Here is a 15798-nt window from a genome sequence, read left to right as displayed (position 1 = left end):
AAATGACAGCGCTGACATTTAACTTTACGTTAAAATTTTACTTTTGACTAGTTAGATTTTAAACACAATTGTAACTAAAACTGAAACATTAAAATTTTAGTTACTTTGCGCCTGAATGGGGCTAAATCAATTTAGCCCCGTGACACGACTTACATTATTTTTCCCAACGCGTGTTCGCAAACGTACAACTGAAGGGTCACTCACAGCGACCGGTGCACTATACGCTTGCCAACTTTGGCCTGCGTCCAAACTATATTCGATTGTTAAATAAGGAAATGCGCTATTGGCAAACAAATTACCATTTTCCAGCTTCGCGCCAGGTACTGGTAGATTTGCGTTGACTTGATCGTGCTGTAGCTTTGCTAATTCTTTAACTGACAAGGCAGCAGCAAACAACTGCCAATCTTTATCAAACTCCTTGGAATTTAAGCCAGCGCTTTCCCACTTAGACTTATGCCACGCCCGCTCTGCAACAGCTAGAATACGTGGAAAGATCATTGCTAATACTTGCTCTTCAGTACGTATTGTTTCACTCCATACTTGCCCCTGCATTCCTACAATATTCTCAGGTTTTTCAAGTGGAGGTAACTCTCGACCAACCAGCGCTTCTAGATTTACAATTGGCTCTCTAGTACGTGTAAAGTCAGCATTGCCATATACATCATCTGGCATATAGCTAAAGGTTTTTTTGGTATCAATATAGCGTGTTGCCCAGTAATAACCTCGTTCTTGTGGATGTGCTTCATAGGGGTGGTCAAAATACAGATGTGTGCCATGGGACAAAATAACTTGATAGCCTTCATTGGCTAAACGGTATGCTCTGTCTGCCACACCCCACTCCCAAATGTTATCCCATACATTAGCCGTAAATGTTTTGTTTGGAAAAGCTGAGCGGTTGAAAGGGTTCACGCGGTCATACATCAAGCCATCTTCCCAAGCACCCGGTGCGATCCCGCGCTTATTGAGCATTTCTGCCACACGTTGAGTAAAGTATGGTTTTAAATCCGCAACACCTGACACACCATTATTGGGTTGCGCAAATAAATTTTGACAGGCTTTAGACTTCTCCCATGACCCTGCCCCAACTTCATCGCCACCAAAATGTAAGTTAGTTAATCGTGTACCTGCGTCACGATACATACTTTGTAGTTCATAGGTCACTTTTTCCATAAATGCATAACTAGAATCAAGACAAACATTTATAGAATTATCAGTATAGCTTTGTACCGTAATATATTGAGATTCATCTCCAGGCTCACTAAGTAAGTAAGCGCTAGCCTCCGCCTTTTTACCCTGCTTTATCAACTTATTATATCTTGCTTCCATTGCTTTGATGGATGCTCTCGCATGTCCAGGGCTCTCTATTTCCGGCACTATATTAATGTGCCTAGCCTTAGCAAACTTGAGTAACTCAACAAAGTCTTCTCTTGTTAAGTAGCCATTGCCAGAGCCCGATTTAAACGGCCCAGTTCCCAGTTGAGTCAATAAACAGCTTTGCTCAGTCAAATCAAAACAGCGATGTCCTCCAATCTGTGCCAGCTCAGGTAAACCTGGGATATCGAGTCGCCACCCTTCATCATCAGAGAAATGCCAATGCAAAACATTCATTTTATAGCGCGCCATTTGCTCAACTAACTTAAACATCGCTTCTTTGCCATGAAAGTTACGTGCATTATCGTAATGCATGCCACGCCAGCTTAACCTTGGACTGTCTTCAATCTCTACATTCTGTAACGTTACACTCTCACGCGCATCAGCGGGAAATAAAGCCAGCAAACTTTGCATACCATAAAATACGCCTGCGTTGTCCACACCCACAATTTCAATTCGCTCATCATCAATTTCAAGACGATAGCTTTGGGCTTTACCATCAGCAATAGAGCTATCAACTTTTAAAATAATTGTTGGCTGTTTTGGAACGGCAATGTGATCTGGCTGTGCGTCCAACGTTAACCCGTATTGTGCTAAGTCCTGCTGAAAAACCGCAAGTTCAGATTTCAACCGACCAGCAAAGCGAATTTGCCAATTGCTATCGAGAACGGCTTTGCCACGATTGAAATCCACCTTGTTGGGTTTGGGAATAATTCTTTTGCGCGCTTCTTCTTCTGACACTTTGACAGTGTTTTGATTACGTTCATAGCGCAGTTGCGCCGTCGCTAGCTGAGTACGATCTACAGGTTCGTTGTAACGCCTTAGTTGGTTTTCTCTCTCAATGGGTGCAATAAATTGTTGTAAGTCTTCGGTATCAGTATTAGCAAAAATAGCAGGAGTCTGTTCTTTAACAACCATAAATGCACGCGGCATAAAGTCACTGTACGCGGCAATCCAAACATTTGCTTCAAACTTGATAGTTAATTGCTCACCACCCGCAAGCCCTGGGAACTCTGGCGTTGGTACGAAACGATGTAAATCACCATTGATATGCTCAACTTTAAACCCTGATGCTTGTTTAGTATGGATCTTACGTACCGAATGAATATAAATCTGCCAATCACCCTCGCCTTTAGGTAGCGCCACACCTGAATTGTTTGTCAACGTCATGGAGCCTATAAAGCTCGATGCCCCGTTGTGGAAGTTGTCTTCTACCGCAAATGTTAGCGCAGTACCTTGGGTAAAGCGTTGCAATTCACTATCCGACAGTGTTGCATTGGCAAGTAAGGGGACGGAGGCTAACAGGCTAGCCATTATCGTTTGCTTAAAACTCATCGTATGCTCCTTTATAAAGCGGTAGTCTCTTCGCTTCGTTTCTATTCTTCTATAAGCGAGTTGATTAATTATTAGCTGATTCATTTCTCCTTCATCATATAAAAACTAAAATGACAGCGCTATCATTATTTTTTCATAGTTTTGAAACAACCAAGATTTATAAGTAAAGAAGCCCGCAATCGCGGGCTTCTTTACTAGCTAAAGCAGGTGCTTACCAAATTTTCACACGTTGCTCAGGCGCCAAATACATCTGATCGCCTTGTTTGACATCAAATGCCTCATAAAACTCCGGCATATTCGGTAATACGCCAATTACACGATAATGGCTAGGTGAGTGTGGATCCGTAACCAAACGGTTACGCAATTCTTCCTCGCGGTATTTTCTACGCCAGATCTGTGACCAGCCCATGAAAAATCTCTGCTCTCCAGTATAACCGTCAATAACTGGCGCTTTTTTATCACCTAGAGAGATTTGATAGGCTTTATAAGCAACTGTTAAGCCCCCTAAGTCACCTATGTTTTCACCTAAGGTAAACTGACCGTTGACGTTTGCATCTTCAAATGGCTTAAATTGATCGAATTGCTCTACTAGGTTTTTGCTTCGCGCTTCAAACTGTGCAAGATCTGATTCGCTCCACCAGTTGCGCAAGTTGCCATCACCATCATATTTTGCACCTTGATCGTCAAAGCCATGACCTAGCTCATGACCAATGACGGCACCTATCGCACCGTAGTTAACGGCGTCATCTGCAGCAAGGTTAAAGAATGGTGGCTGTAAAATAGCAGCAGGGAAAACAATTTCATTGTTTACCGGGTTATAATAAGCATTTACTGTCTGCGGTGTCATGAGCCACTCTGAGCGATCCACTGGCTTGCCCATTTTATTCACCATCTCTTGGTATGACCATTGAGTATAGCGTACGTGGTTACCAAGCAGGTCATCACGGTTGATTTGCAGTGCCGAGTAATCTTTCCACTTATCAGGATAGCCAATCTTAGGTGTGAACTTGCTTAATTTTTCTTTGGCTGCAATTTTAGTCTCTGCGCTCATCCATTCAAGATCATCAATAGCCTGTTCAAACCCTATGATCAAATTCGCAACCAGCGCTTCCATTTTAGCTTTCGCTTGTGGTGGAAAATGCTGCTTAACATAAGTTTTACCCAGCAACTCACCCAATACTGCATTGCTTGCATCTACTGCTTTTTTCCAAGTAGGAGCTTGCTCTTCAAGGCCTCTAAGCTTTTTATCAAAGAAGTTGAACTTAAGCTCAACCATATCTTTGTTTAGTAAAGTGGCGTGGTTGTTTACAAAGTGAAAGGTAAGATATTGCTGCCAGGTTTCAAGTGACGTATCGCCATAGATTTCTGACAAACCTTGTAAATATGAAGGCTGACTGACGATAAGCTCTTTAAGCTCTAGCCCAAAGGTATTGAAGAATGCTGGTAATTCAAACTGTGGCATCAACTGATCCACTTCGGCTAGCGACATTTTATTGTAAGTCTTAGTCGCATCACGGCTCTCTACACGTGTCCACTGTGCATCAGCCATAGCCTTTTCTAGTGCTAGAATGTTTGCTGCAATCTGTTTTGTATCTTTATGGCCAAGTCTGGTAAAAACCTGCTCAATATATTGCTGATACTCTTCACGTATGTTGTTGAATTTATCGGTGTCTTTTAAGTAGTAATCTCTGTCTGGTAAACCCAAACCAGACTGGTACACATACAGTGCGTACTCAGTTGAGTTCTTCGCATCATTATTAACATACCAACCAAATGGGGTGTTTCCACCTTGGCTCAGCACCTTTGCCATTAAAGCGGGTAATTCGGCTTTGTCTTTAACCGCATTGATCTCACTAAGGTAAGTTTTTATGGGCGATAGGCCTAGCTCTTCACGTGCGGTTTCGTCTATATAGCTCGCATAAAATGCACCTAACTTGTGTTCATCGCTGCCTGGTGCAGCCTGAGCATTTGACTTGGCACTTTCCAGTATTTCTTTTAGGGCTTTTTGAGACTCATCATAAAGCTGTGAAAATGAGCCATAGTTTGATTTATCTGCAGGAATTTGTGTTTTTTCAAGCCATTTTCCGTTCACGTGATAATAGAAGTCATCTTGTGCTCTTACGGTGCGGTCAATATTGTTTAGGTCTATTCCCGACACTTTAGCAACTTGCTGGGATTGCTGCTGAGCTGCAGCCTGAGTGTTACTTGCAGGTTCACTGCACCCCAACAAACCAAGTGTCATTGCGACGCTCGCCGCCGTTAATGTAATTTTATTCATTTATGATATTTCCATAAGTTGTACCACATTATCTTAAACTGCTTAACGTCCAGAAAACAATTTCAATGGACGAATAAACCTATATTCAATGGTAACAAATCGTGTACATGCTCACTTAAAAGTCCGACTGTAATTTGGAGACAATTTCTCGATTTGCTTCAGGAAAAGACAATTCATGTAGGTTCTCAATCGCAACCCATTGACATAACTGTCCTTCTAGCCCCTTAGCTTCACCACTAAAGTCTTCCACCAAATGTATATCTAGGCAAACGTGCTTGTCTCCATAGTCGTGCTCAATACGCATTAATGCTTGTGAACTATTGACGGTAATATTCACTTCTTCTGCGAGTTCTCTTTTGAGGGCGTGAAAAATACTTTCTTGTGCTTCTACCTTTCCACCAGGAAACTCCCATAAGCCGCCTTGGTGTTGGTGTTCAGCACGTTTACTGACGAACACGTGTCGATTTTTCATGATCACACCAACAGCAACATTTACTATCTTCTTTTGCATTATCGCTCCCGAAAAAAAAGCGACTCAAGGTCGCTTTTTCGTTACTTTTTTATCTATTACTTAAGTTTACCGCAACACTGTTTATATTTTTTGCCTGAGTTACAAGGGCAAGGTTCGTTACGGCCAACCTTAGGTTCAGTACGCGAAGCTACAGCTGCGGCATCTTCTGGTACTTCACCACCAACTTGCTCTGCGTCCGCATGCTGATATTCTCTCGGTGCTTGCTCGCTACGACGATGCTGTTGCTCCACTTTTTCAACATCTTCCTCTGCACGAACCTGTACCTTACTCAAAATACCCACTACATCGACCTTCAAGTTCTCCAACATTTCTGAGAACAACTCGAAAGACTCACGCTTGTATTCCTGTTTTGGATTCTTCTGCGCATAACCACGTAAATGGATGCCCTGACGCAAGTGATCCATCGCTGCTAAGTGATCTTTCCAGTGTTGATCCAAGCTCTGAAGCATAACCGCTTTTTCAAATTGACGAAGCACATCAGGACCAACCATCTGTTCTTTTTGCTTGTAAGCTGATTCTACTTCTTCGATGATACGATCACGAAGCTTCTCTTCGTACAGTTTCTCATCATCAGCCAGCCATTGAGCAATTGGTAACTCAAGTAAAAAGTCAGCTTTCAAGCGTTCTTCTAAACCTGGGATATCCCACATTTCAGCTAAGCTTTGTGGCGGGATAAACTGATCGATAGTGCTATTTAGCACATCGCTGCGTATAGCAGTGATGGTCTCTGAGATATCGCCTTCTTCTAGTAGCTCATTACGCTGCTCGTATACAACACGGCGTTGGTCGTTCGCCACATCATCATATTCCAGAAGCTGTTTACGAATATCAAAGTTACGTGCCTCTACTTTACGCTGTGCATTTTCAATCGCGCGATTTACCCATGGGTGTTCAATCGCTTCGCCGCGCTGCATACCTAGCTTTCGCATCATGTTGGTCATGCGTTCACCTGCAAAGATACGCATTAATGCATCATCCATTGACAGATAGAAACGACTCGAACCCGCGTCCCCTTGACGGCCAGAACGACCACGTAACTGGTTATCGATGCGGCGAGATTCATGACGCTCCGTACCGATGATATGCAAACCGCCAGCAGCAAGAACGGCATCATGCGTTTGCTTCCACTTTTCTTTGGTCTGTGCGATTTGTTCTTCCGAAGGGTTCTCAAGCTTGGCCAAATCTGACTGCCAGTTACCACCAAGAACAATATCTGTACCACGTCCAGCCATGTTAGTAGCAATGGTCACTTTACCTGGCAAACCAGCATCAGCAACAATATCAGCTTCTTGGGCATGGAATTTCGCGTTTAGTACGTTGTGTTCAATTTTTTCTTTCGTTAAGAAATGAGAAAGGTATTCAGAGCTTTCAATTGAAATAGTACCTACTAGTACTGGTTGTCCACGCTTTTGGCAATCACGAATATCTTCCAAAATCGCTTCAAATTTTTCTTCTTGAGTTAGGTATACCAAGTCAGCGCGATCATCACGGATCATCGGTTTATTCGTTGGAATAACAACCGTGTCTAAACCGTAGATTGACTGGAACTCAAATGCCTCAGTGTCTGCGGTTCCCGTCATACCTGCGAGCTTTTCATAAATCCTAAAGTAGTTCTGGAAAGTAATTGATGCCAGTGTCTGGTTCTCATTTTGAATGCGAACACCTTCTTTAGCTTCAACTGCCTGATGCAGACCTTCAGACCAACGACGGCCTTCCATAGTACGACCAGTATGCTCATCAACAATGATAACTTCGTTATCTTTTACTACGTAGTCTACGTCCTTTTGATACAGTTTATGGGCACGTAACGCCGCATATACATGGCTCAACAACGTAATATTGCCCGCTGAATAAAGTGAGTCACCCTCTTCAATCAAGCCATTGTCTATGAGTAACTCTTCAACTTTAAGCTGGCCACGCTCGGTCAGGTGAACCTGTTTTGACTTCTCATCTAATGTAAAGTCACCATCGCCTTCCACGCCTTCTTCATCTTCTTTTTCTTGTAGTTCTAAAGAAGGTACTAGCGTATTGATTTTCGCGTATAGCTCAGAACTGTCTTCTGCAGGACCAGAAATAATCAATGGGGTACGCGCTTCATCAATTAGAATCGAGTCCACCTCATCGACCACGGCATAATAAAGCGGGCGCTGTACTCGTTCAGCAATGCTAAATGCCATATTGTCGCGTAGGTAATCAAAGCCAAACTCATTGTTAGTACCATAAGTAATGTCTGCAGCATACGCTTCTTTTTTCTGCTGAGGCATCATGCCAGGCACATTACAACCAACGGTTAAGCCCAAAAACTCGAACAATGGGCGATTCGTTTCGGCATCACGTTTGGCCAAGTAGTCATTGACCGTAATAACATGCACGCCCTTACCAGTTAAACCATTTAAGTATGCAGGTAAGGTCGCGGTAAGTGTTTTACCTTCACCCGTACGCATTTCAGATATACGGCCTTGATGCAAAACGATACCACCTATCATCTGTACATCAAAGTGGCGCATATTGAATACTCGCTTAGAGGCTTCTCTAACCGTTGCAAACGCTTCTGGCAAGAGATCGTCTAAGCTTGTACCTTGCTCATAACGCTGTCTGAATTCTGCTGTTTTAGCCTTTAGTTCTTCATCCGAAAGGGAGCTGTACTGTTCTTCTAACGCATTGATTAGGGCGACCGTTTTTCTTAAGTTTTTAATAGTGCGGTCGTTGCGACTACCAAAAATCTTGGTAAATAAATTAGCTATCATGTTAAAACCGTTTCACTCTTGTGATGGCTGACCTTCGCCATATCCATATTGTTATTTATTGGCATATGAGGCCGCACTGTTCGCTTTGGCAGCAAGTTAATTAAACCTCGCTATAATGCCTGAAGTTAAAATTATGCCCTATCATACCAGACTCAGCGAGTGTGCAAACCACTGAAATGAAATCAACCGCGTTTTCCTGTCAATTAACGGTTGGAACGTATACTTAAGTTGCTACGTTGTAAGTCAGCTGCTTGTAATGCTCAAGAAGGTATCCGAGGTCCTACCAATATATGGGTACGATTTAATGCAATTCAAGAGCGCAAATACTTCTGTTGCGCCTGATGCAGCGTTATACTGAGCTGAGTATCAGCAAATAGGCTACTTTCGGTATGGCAAAAAACCGCTATGATCCAAAACAACTCAATGAATTGATGGGCAAGTGGTCAGATAAGCTAAGTGACTATACCCACAAATCACAAACAATGGCGCATCTTCAACATACTTTAGAGGCTGCAATAGGGCCTATTTTGAGTAAAAAAGCCCGTGTTGCTAACTACCGTGATGGCACACTCGTTATTGAAGCTGCCTCAGCAACTTTGGCCACAAGACTCAATTATCTGAAGATGGAAGTTTTATCGAAGTTTAGACAAGCAGGCATGATCGAGTGTACACAAGTTAAGGTAGTCACTAACCCTGAAGCTCAACAGCGCTTAACCCCTAGAGACAACAAACAGGGCCAATCAAAAGAACCGAACACAGGAAGGGTAATGAGCGAGCAAACAGCAGCGCAATTAGTTGAACTGGCACAAAATGCTCCCCCTAGCCTCCAAGAAAAACTTTTGAAGCTAGCCACTCATGCCCAAAAAAAAGGTAAAAAAAATGACGCTTGAGAGCGTCATTTTTTTGCTTTCTTATTTCAAGCCGTGGCAACTTCCAATCCAGGTGCAGGCATTGCGACAGGCTCATCAAATGTTGCCCATTCCCATGCCGACTCCGTCGCCATAATCGTACGTAGCAACTTATTGTTCAAACCGTGGCCTGACTTATAACAGGTGATTTTACCTAAAATATTATGACCTGCCATGAACATATCACCAACACAGTCTAATATTTTATGTTTCACAAATTCATCGTCATAGCGCAAGCCATTTGGGTTTAGCACCTTATAATCATCAAGCACTACCGCATTATCCATGCTGCCACCTAACGCAAGGTTATTAGCATGCATGTACTCGATATCTTTCATGAAACCAAAGGTTCTGGCTCGACTTATTTCTTCTGTGAAGCTCTGCGCTGTAATATCAAGCGCAATACGCTGACGGCTATCATTGATAGCTGGATGGTCAAAAGCAATTTCAAAGTCTATGTGGAAGCCATCATAAGGGGTAATTTCAGCCCACTTATCGCCCTCTTCTACACGCACTTTTTCTTTGATACGAATAAAACGCTTAGCCACGTTTTGTTCTTTAATACCGCCCTTTTGCAATAAATAAATGAATGGTAATGCACTCCCATCCATAATTGGCACTTCAGAGCTATCCAGCTCCACAATCAGGTTATCAATACCCATCGCAGCAACAGCGGCGATTAAGTGCTCAGTGGTCGATAGACGGATGCCATCTTTGTTTGTCAAACACGTACATAGCTGGGTATCACCCACAGCCTCAGGCGTAGTTTCAAAGTCAACTACTGGGTCAAGATCCACACGACGAAACACCACTCCGGTGTTTTCACTCGCAGGTCGGAGAGTGATCGTGACCTTTTCACCTTTGTGAAGCCCTACACCCGTTGCTTTAACAACTTCGGCAATTGTACGTTGTCTAATCATAGCTTCGCCCACTTTTATTACACATAGACGGCGGATTGTATCACAGATACGACCACCTGCCAATCGTTTAATCTATAGCCAAATGTTAATCTGACTGCTTACGCAAAAACGCTGGGATATCGAAGTAGTTGTCTTTCTCTTTATCCGCGTCTTTGCTGCTCGGTTTACTTGATTCCGTAGTGCTAGGCTGACTGCTACCCGCTGTTGAGCTACTGTTGCTTGGCACACTTTCTTGTACGGTTTCTGTTTGTGGCTGCGTAAAGCTTGGTACAAACATACCAGCCGACTGACCACTCTCTTGGGTCGCGCCACCTGTATCAGAACCAACAACCTTTTTAAAACCACTATCTACAATGCCAAACTGAGGACGACGTTCACCGCCGAGGCCTGTTGCAACAACCGTCACTCGAAGCTCTTCGCTCATTTCTGGGTCAATAACCGCACCCACAACTACCGTTGCATTCTCAGAAGCTAACGCTTTAACATGATTACCAACAATTTCAAACTCTTCAATAGTGATATCCATACCCGCGGTAATATTCACTAGGATGCCTTTTGCACCTGTTAAGTCTACATCTTCTAACAACGGGCTTGAGATCGCAGCTTCTGCCGCTTCTTGTGCTCTATCAGGGCCTGAAGCAGATGCCGTTCCCATCATTGCAGTTCCCATTGCTGACATGACCGTTCTCACATCCGCAAAGTCCACATTGATCAAACCAGAACGCGTGATCAACTCAGCTATACCTTGCACAGCGCCATATAGAACGTCATTCGCTTTTGCAAACGCGTCTAATAATGTAGTGCCTTTACCAAGCACTTTCAGTAATTTGTTGTTTGGAATTGTAATAAGTGAATCTACAATTTCTGACAACTCGCTGATCCCTTGATCTGCCGCGGCCATACGCTTCTTACCTTCAAGATCAAATGGGCGTGTCACCACCGCTACGGTCAAAATACCTAGCTCTTTTGCTACGCGAGCCACCACTGGCGCAGCACCTGTGCCTGTGCCTCCACCCATACCAGCGGCAATAAAGACCATATCAGCACCCTCAAGCGCTGATTTAATCGTTTCTATGTCTTCTTCTGCGGATTTACGGCCTACCTCTGGGTTGGCACCTGCACCTAAACCGGATGTGATCTGCGTACCTAGTTGTACTGTTACATCTGCTGAAGATTTGCGTAACGCTTGCGCATCAGTGTTCGCTGCAATAAAGCGAACACCTTCAATTTCTTGTTTCACCATGTGCTCAACGGCGTTACCACCACCGCCACCGACACCAATGACTTTAATTACAGCTTCTTCGCTGTGCTGTTCCATAATATCAAACATTTTCACTCTCCGACTTGAGCTTAAAACTCACCTTGGAACCATTTAGTAATGCGGCTCCACCAACTTCCTTCCGATTCTGCTTTCGACTTTTGTGCATTCATCGATTGCAGCGTTCGGCCGTATTGTAACAAACCTACCGCAGTTGCGTATGCAGGATCGTTAACATAATCTGTTAACCCAGTGATACCAATGGGTTTACCAATTCTCACTGGCATTTGGCAAATATCTTCGGCAACCTCAAGGGCACCGGCCATTTTTCCACTGCCTCCAGTAATCACCAGGCCAGCAGCAATTTGATCTTCAAAACCTGAGCGGCGAATTTCTTCCAGCGCCAACTCTAATAACTCACGAAACCTAGGTTCAACCACCTCAGATAGTGTGTGCCTAGACATTAAACGAGCTGGACGCCCCCCCACACTAGGAACCTCGATCGTTTCTTCGTTGCTAGCCATTTGGCTACTCGCACAGGCATATTGTACTTTTAGTGACTCCGCATGAGAAATAGGGGTACGAAAGATTTTCGCAATATCTCCCGTTACCTGATTGCCTGCAACTGGAATAACCGCTGAGTGACGAAGTGCGCCATTTAAATAAATGGCAATGTCCATCGTACCGCCACCAATATCCACAACGGCAACGCCCAATTCTTTCTCATCTTCTGTGAGCACCGAATAACAGGACGCCAATGCGCTAAACGTCAACTGATCTACCTGCAAACCACAACGTTCTACACACTTTTCTAAGTTTTTTGCCATATCATTCGAGCAGGTAATGATATGTGCTTTAGCTTCCATTCTTACCCCACTCATGCCGAGTGGGTTTTTGATACCTTCCTGCATATCAATGCTATATTCTTGTGGCAATGAATGTAACATTTTGCGTTCAGCGGAAATTGGCACAGAACGCGCTATATGGATCACATTGGCAATATCATCATCACTTACTTCGGCGTTATTAATTGCCACGACACCGCTTTCGTTTTGACACTGAATATGCTTACCCGAGATCCCTAAATAAACCGAACTAATTCGACAATCAGCCATTAGCTCCGCTTCATCAATTGCACGACGAATCGACTCAGAAACAAGGTTTAGATCGTTCACACCACCTTTATCCATACCATGGGAGACTTGGTTACCCACTCCCACAATACTAAGCTGATTGTCTGCGGTGATCTCGCCAACAGTCGCAACCACCTTTGAAGTACCTACATCTAACCCTATCACTAGGTTTCTTTCTGCTGACTTAGTCATGCTTCACTCTTACTTTGTTGTTCTTGTTCTTGCGGATACTTCCAACTTACCGCAAGCCCGATATCGTAACGCAGGTCTACCACGTCTAACGCAGCGCCCTCAGGTGCTCGCATTTTCGGATAGACATCAATAAATCTTTGTACCCGCTTCGCTATTTTCTCACGACCCAAATTTAATCGGATCCCGCTGTCTAGCCACAATTGCCAAGCAAAGCGCTCTGACAGCGCTAAACTAACCAATTTAAAGTCATTCACACCCAGCATGTCTTTAAACTGCAAAAATGTTTGCCATGCTTCTTGCTCACTGCCTTCAGGTCCATATAACTGAGGCAACTGTTCACTCACCAAATCGCTTTGTGCCTGAAACACTTCACCATCTTGGTTCAATAACAAGTCACTGTTCCAAACCGCTACAGGGGTATGCTCTACAACATAAACTTGCAGCTGATCAGGCCATTGCTTTCGCACAGAAACATGTGCAATCCAAGGCAGTGCTTTAACCTTGCTATGTACAGACTGAACATCGAGCTCAAAATAACTGCTTAAATCAACCTGTTTGATCGCGGCAATAATATCAGCTTCTTTTGTGTAGTGCGGCTCGCCCAGTACAGTTAACTGCTTGATTTGCGCGTCTTTATGCTCCACCAACCAGTCACTAACCCAGTAGGTCCCTCGCACTACACTCACTATTACTAAAATGAAAAAGCCTATTCCGAGCAACAACGACCAATTAAGGCGTTGATTCATTTGTTTAGCTTTTTCAAAAAATGCACGCATCTTAAAGCGTTTGCTCCAAAATGCGAACAACTAATTGCTCAAAAGTTATGCCTTGTGCTTTTGCCGCCATCGGCACCAACGACTTTTGCGTCATGCCTGGTACAGTATTCACTTCAAGTAAATAAAAGTGACCATTTTCATCTTGCATTGCATCAACTCGGCCCCAACCACTTGCACCAACCAATTCAAAAGCATGTTTCGCCATTACCTGCAGCTGAGCAGTATGCGCGTGTGAAATATCAGCAGGGCAAAAATATTGTGTACTATTTACCTGATACTTTGCCTCATAGTCATAAAAACCACGTGGCGTCTTCATTTCAATCACAGGTAAAGCATCATCACCTAGCATCGCAACGGTAAACTCTCTGCCAGTAATCCATTGCTCTACTAACACTTGCTCATCAAACTCAAAGGCATTCGTCAATGCCGTTGTTAGTTCCTGCGCATTAGTCGCTTGCGCCATACCTATGCTAGATCCTTCATGAGAAGGTTTAACCATCACTTTGCCAAATTCCTTTATGATGGCATCAGCATTAAACCCGGCGTTAGCATCAACCACCGCATATGGCGCGGTGCTGAGTTTGGCTGACTTAAATAAATGCTTGCAACGTACTTTATCCATCGCTAACGCACTGCCTAATACACCACTTCCTGTGTAGGGAATACCCATATATTCCAAAGCACCTTGGATGGTGCCGTCTTCACCACCTCGGCCATGCAGCGCGATAAACACACGCTCGACTGCCAGACTCTTTAACTCCCACAGGTTTCGTTCTGCCGGGTCAAATGCAATTGCATCAACTCCTGCACTCAATAATGCATTGAGTACAGCTTCGCCTGATTTTAAAGACACCTCACGCTCAGCTGAACTTCCGCCCAGCAATACTGCTACTTTTCCAAACGTGCTCATGCATCACCTTGCTGTAGTGCTGCCACCGACATTTTGGTAGCTGCTAATTGTTTTACGATTTGACCAATGTTGCCTGCACCTTGCGTGATAACCAGATCATTATCCTGTAATGTTTCAGCCAATATTGTTGATAACTCGGCGTGATCTGACACATGGATTGGCTCAACACCACGCTGACGTAAGCTACGGCATAAACTCTTGCTATCTGCCCCCACAATTGGCGCTTCTCCCGCGCTATATACATCCAGTAGGATCAACTGATCGACTTCTGAAAGCACTTTGACAAAATCTTCATACAGATCGCGGGTTCGAGTGTAACGGTGCGGTTGATAGATCATCACTAAGCGCTTATCGGCCCATCCGGCACGCGCAGCCTGAATCGTCACTGCCACCTCTGACGGATGATGACCATAATCATCAACCAACATGACTTTACCTCGCTCATTGTCAAATTCACCGTAATGCTGAAAGCGTCGGCCAATACCTTCAAATTTCTCAAGTGCTGCTAAAATTGCTGCATTATCTATGTCATGATCTTTTGCAACGGCAATGGCAGCGGTCGCATTGAGTGCATTGTGTCTGCCCGGCATATTCAATTTAACTTCAATCGCTTCACCTTTTTTGGTTACCACAGTGAATTCGCTACTACTTACCGTTTGCTTAAAGTTTTCCATGCGATAGTCCGCAAGTTCTGACTCACCGTAAGTAATAGTTGGACGCGCGAAACGTGGGATCAAATCTGCTGCAACTTCTGAGTCTATACACACCACAGCTAAGCCATAAAACGGCAAATTATGGATAAAGTCCACATAGGTGTCTTTCATTTTTTCAAAGTCACCTTCGTATGTATCCATATGATCTGCTTCAATATTAGTGATTACAGAAACCATTGGCTGTAAATGCAAAAACGAAGCATCACTTTCATCTGCCTCAGCTATCAATACATCACCAGTGCCTAACTTTGCATTGGTGCCCGCGCTGTTTAGCAATCCTCCGATCACAAATGTTGGGTCAAGTTTTGCCTGTGCGAATATACTGGCAATGAGGCTGGTTGTTGTTGTTTTACCATGGGTACCCGCGATGGCGATACCATGACGAAAACGCATCAACTCTGCGAGCATTTCTGCACGTCTTACAATGGGAATACGCGCGGCCTTTGCCGCAATTATCTCTGGATTGCGTTCATCGATAGCGCTTGAAACCACAACCACATTAGCGTCTTTAATGTTATTTTCGTGATGACCAATAAATACTTCTGCGCCAGCTTTCAATAACCGCTCTGTCATCGCATTCTTTGCAATATCAGATCCAGTGATGCGATATCCTTCATATGCTAGTACTTCCGCTATGCCGCCCATACCGGCTCCACCAATACCAATAAAGTGTATGGTGTTAATTCTTCTCATAGCTCGACGATTACTGGTTTCTTTCACGCGTT

At 43.9% G+C, this 15798-nt stretch carries 11 protein-coding genes; 1 reads left to right on the top strand and 10 read right to left on the bottom strand.

Annotated features, from left to right (window positions below; translation table 11 throughout):
• Positions 1-126: 126 nt before the first annotated feature.
• The 4 genes from L1070_RS05305 to secA all read right to left on the bottom strand — a co-directional run bounded on the left by L1070_RS05305 (position 127) and on the right by secA (position 8263).
• Positions 127-2706, bottom strand: a complete 2580-nt coding sequence (locus L1070_RS05305) for a family 20 glycosylhydrolase (protein ID WP_237124742.1) — start codon at positions 2704-2706, stop codon at positions 127-129.
• Between the two features lie 211 nt (positions 2707-2917).
• On the bottom strand, positions 2918-4984 hold the full coding sequence (locus L1070_RS05300; RefSeq protein WP_237124741.1) for a M13 family metallopeptidase: 2067 nt from the start codon (positions 4982-4984) through the stop codon (positions 2918-2920).
• Between the two features lie 115 nt (positions 4985-5099).
• A complete protein-coding gene (mutT, locus tag L1070_RS05295) occupies positions 5100-5495 on the bottom strand; it encodes an 8-oxo-dGTP diphosphatase MutT (protein WP_070983221.1) in 396 nt (131 codons plus the stop codon).
• A 56-nt stretch (positions 5496-5551) separates the two neighbouring features.
• The gene (secA, locus tag L1070_RS05290) at positions 5552-8263 is read right to left on the bottom strand and encodes a preprotein translocase subunit SecA (RefSeq protein ID WP_237124740.1); all 2712 of its coding nucleotides are present in this window, start codon (positions 8261-8263) and stop codon (positions 5552-5554) included.
• A 389-nt stretch (positions 8264-8652) separates the two neighbouring features.
• Between secA and L1070_RS05285 the strand changes: the two genes are divergently transcribed.
• Positions 8653-9153, top strand: coding sequence for a DciA family protein (locus tag L1070_RS05285; RefSeq protein WP_070983219.1), 501 nt, complete (start codon positions 8653-8655; stop codon positions 9151-9153).
• A 26-nt stretch (positions 9154-9179) separates the two neighbouring features.
• Here the strand turns inward: L1070_RS05285 and lpxC are convergent, their stop codons facing one another.
• The 6 genes from lpxC to murC form a co-directional block, all read right to left on the bottom strand.
• Entirely contained in the window at positions 9180-10091 is a 912-nt protein-coding gene (gene lpxC, locus L1070_RS05280) for a UDP-3-O-acyl-N-acetylglucosamine deacetylase (RefSeq protein ID WP_070983218.1), read from the bottom strand.
• Positions 10092-10176: 85 nt separating this feature from the next.
• Positions 10177-11421, bottom strand: a complete 1245-nt coding sequence (ftsZ, locus tag L1070_RS05275; protein WP_237124739.1) for a cell division protein FtsZ — start codon at positions 11419-11421, stop codon at positions 10177-10179.
• Positions 11422-11441: 20 nt separating this feature from the next.
• Positions 11442-12674: a cell division protein FtsA gene (gene ftsA, locus L1070_RS05270; protein WP_237124738.1), complete on the bottom strand. Its 1233-nt coding sequence runs from the start codon at positions 12672-12674 to the stop codon at positions 11442-11444.
• Positions 12671-13450 carry a cell division protein FtsQ/DivIB gene (locus L1070_RS05265; RefSeq protein ID WP_070983215.1) on the bottom strand — a complete coding sequence of 260 codons (780 nt, stop codon included), beginning with the start codon at positions 13448-13450 and terminating at the stop codon, positions 12671-12673. Before L1070_RS05265 ends, ftsA begins: the two co-directional genes overlap by 4 nt.
• A 1-nt stretch (position 13451) precedes the next feature.
• Positions 13452-14360, bottom strand: a complete 909-nt coding sequence (locus L1070_RS05260) for a D-alanine--D-alanine ligase (RefSeq protein WP_237124737.1) — start codon at positions 14358-14360, stop codon at positions 13452-13454.
• The gene (gene murC / locus L1070_RS05255) at positions 14357-15766 is read right to left on the bottom strand and encodes a UDP-N-acetylmuramate--L-alanine ligase (RefSeq protein WP_237124834.1); all 1410 of its coding nucleotides are present in this window, start codon (positions 15764-15766) and stop codon (positions 14357-14359) included. The genes L1070_RS05260 and murC overlap by 4 nt, the downstream gene beginning before the upstream one ends.
• Positions 15767-15798: the final 32 nt, after the last annotated feature.

The organism is Pseudoalteromonas sp. MMG022, assembly GCF_021654245.1.
Classification (GTDB): domain Bacteria; phylum Pseudomonadota; class Gammaproteobacteria; order Enterobacterales; family Alteromonadaceae; genus Pseudoalteromonas; species Pseudoalteromonas amylolytica.
The sequence above is the reverse complement of the archived record's forward strand: the minus strand, read 5'-3'. Positions and strand labels throughout refer to the sequence as shown.

Bases quoted from the DNA above. Each gene is read 5' to 3' on its own strand.
- L1070_RS05305 (WP_237124742.1), bottom strand. From the start codon at position 2,706: ATGAGTTTTAAGCAAACGATAATGGCTAGCCTGTTAGCCTCCGTCCCC.
- L1070_RS05300 (WP_237124741.1), bottom strand. From the start codon at position 4,984: ATGAATAAAATTACATTAACGGCGGCGAGCGTCGCAATGACACTTGGT.
- mutT (WP_070983221.1), bottom strand. From the start codon at position 5,495: ATGCAAAAGAAGATAGTAAATGTTGCTGTTGGTGTGATCATGAAAAAT.
- secA (WP_237124740.1), bottom strand. From the start codon at position 8,263: ATGATAGCTAATTTATTTACCAAGATTTTTGGTAGTCGCAACGACCGC.
- L1070_RS05285 (WP_070983219.1), top strand. From the start codon at position 8,653: ATGGCAAAAAACCGCTATGATCCAAAACAACTCAATGAATTGATGGGC.
- lpxC (WP_070983218.1), bottom strand. From the start codon at position 10,091: ATGATTAGACAACGTACAATTGCCGAAGTTGTTAAAGCAACGGGTGTA.
- ftsZ (WP_237124739.1), bottom strand. From the start codon at position 11,421: ATGTTTGATATTATGGAACAGCACAGCGAAGAAGCTGTAATTAAAGTC.
- ftsA (WP_237124738.1), bottom strand. From the start codon at position 12,674: ATGACTAAGTCAGCAGAAAGAAACCTAGTGATAGGGTTAGATGTAGGT.
- L1070_RS05265 (WP_070983215.1), bottom strand. From the start codon at position 13,450: ATGCGTGCATTTTTTGAAAAAGCTAAACAAATGAATCAACGCCTTAAT.
- L1070_RS05260 (WP_237124737.1), bottom strand. From the start codon at position 14,360: ATGAGCACGTTTGGAAAAGTAGCAGTATTGCTGGGCGGAAGTTCAGCT.
- murC (WP_237124834.1), bottom strand. From the start codon at position 15,766: ATGAGAAGAATTAACACCATACACTTTATTGGTATTGGTGGAGCCGGT.